General features: G+C 68.3%; 1 protein-coding gene. It reads right to left on the bottom strand.

Annotated features, from left to right (window positions below):
• On the bottom strand, positions 1-1,700 hold a 1,700-nt coding region (locus FXF52_RS40945), incomplete at its 3' end, for an IS1182 family transposase (RefSeq protein ID WP_148805007.1).
• Between the last annotated feature and the right edge of the window lie 92 nt (positions 1,701-1,792).

Genomic DNA, 1,792 nt, shown 5'->3' with positions numbered 1-1,792 from the left:
GCCAGGGCGAGTCGGGCGAGGTGGCTGGTGCGGGTTCGGTCGAGGGGGTGACCGTTCCAGTAGGCGGTCAGCCGTATCAGGTTGATCGCGACGGCGCTGAAGACGTTTTGCAGGTGGGTCTTGTCCAGGCCGCGGTAGCGGGCTTGGCGTATGCCGGTGACGTTGACGGCTTGGCTGATGGTTCCTTCGACGCCGGCGCGTCGGGCGTATTTGGTCTGCCAGGCCTTGGTGTGCTGCTCGGCGCGGGCCAGTTGTATCGCGTGGTGGACCTCGCGGGGACGCACGGACAGCTTGCGGCCGGTGTGTCGGTCGGTGGTGCACTGCTGGCGCACGGGGCAGGGTCGGCAGGTTTCCCGGGCGAAGCGAACGACGATGACGTCGCTGCCGCGTTGGGTGGTCGGGCTCCAGGTGGTGCTGGTCTGGTCCTGGGGGCAGGTGGCGCGCTGGTTGTCGAAGTCGATGGTGAACGCGGTGCTGTCGAAGCCGGCTGCAGCTCGGGCCTGGACGGAGTTGTTGGTCCGCAGCGGGGTGACCAGCGTGATGCCGTAGCGGGCCGCGGAGGCGATGACCAGGTCGATGGAGGGATAGCCGGAGTCCAGGTAGTGCTCGTCCGGCAGCAGTCCGCGCCGTTGCAGCCGGTCGTGGATCGGGCTGGTCATCACCGTGTCGTTGACCGTCGCGTCGGTGGTCATCACGTTGGTGATGATGTTGGGCGGCTCGATGAACGGCGTGTCAGCGCTGTCGTCGGGGTCGTTGCAGGTTTCGCTGAGGTGGACCTTGTAACCGTTCCAGGGTTTGCTGGCGCTGCGCGTGGTGCCCCACCGGGCGTGCGTGTCGTAGGGCGAGGTGAGGCGATGCCTTCCCGGCGGGAGACCGTCTACCTTCGCCTCCCGCCGTCTGACCACCTCCCGCCCGTGCTCATCGTGCCCACGCACGTAGTTCTGCAGCAGCACCACCCGCAGCACCTCCACGGCCGGCAGCTGCGCCAGCCACGGCGGCGCCGACGGGCCGTAGACCGCCGTCAGCAGCGCGAACCCGTCAGTGCCATACGTGTTTGCCAGCTCGGCCCGGGCGGTCTGCGACGACGGCAGCCGCCAGTCGTGCACCCGCTGCCCGTACCGCCTGCTCCAGGCCGGCACGTCGATGACCTGCGCCACCCAATCCGGCGCCGCCGCGGCCAGGGCCTCCAGACAGGCGCGCACCGACTCCCCGGCCAGCTCCAGCCGGCTGAGATCCCGCACGGCGGCCACCACGTGGGTGGCGTCCGTGCGCTGCTTACCACCCGCCGCCAGCAGCCCCTCACCAACCAGCCTGGCCAACAGCAGGTCAAGGACCCGTTCCTCCAGGCCATGGGCGATCACCCGGGCCCGGAACTCGCTCAACACCGAAGCGTCGAAACCGGTGTCGGCCAGATCCAGCCCCAGCGCGTACTTCCACGACAACTTGTCCCGCACCGCCTCGGCCGCCTGCCGATCGGTCAGGTTCTCCACCAGCTGAAACACCGTGATCAACGCCAGCCGCCCCGGAGACCAACCAGGCCGGCCGCGGACCCCGAACGCCGCACCGAACTGCTCATCAGCGAACAGCTCACCCAGCTGATCTCGTACTACCACCGGCAAGGGTGCCTCACGCCCTGCATACATCGCACGAATCGCCGAAGCCACCTGCTCATCAGGCTCGGGCCACGGCCGCGGTTGCATCGACATCACACGACCCGTTTCCGCGGCTGCAGAGGGGAAGGAAGCCGCAAAACCGATCATGCATTCACGGCAAGGAAGCAAGCACCGCAACA

This window comes from Micromonospora sp. MP36 (assembly GCF_008119785.1).
GTDB lineage: Bacteria > Actinomycetota > Actinomycetes > Mycobacteriales > Micromonosporaceae > Micromonospora.
The sequence above is the reverse complement of the archived record's forward strand: the minus strand, read 5'-3'. Positions and strand labels throughout refer to the sequence as shown.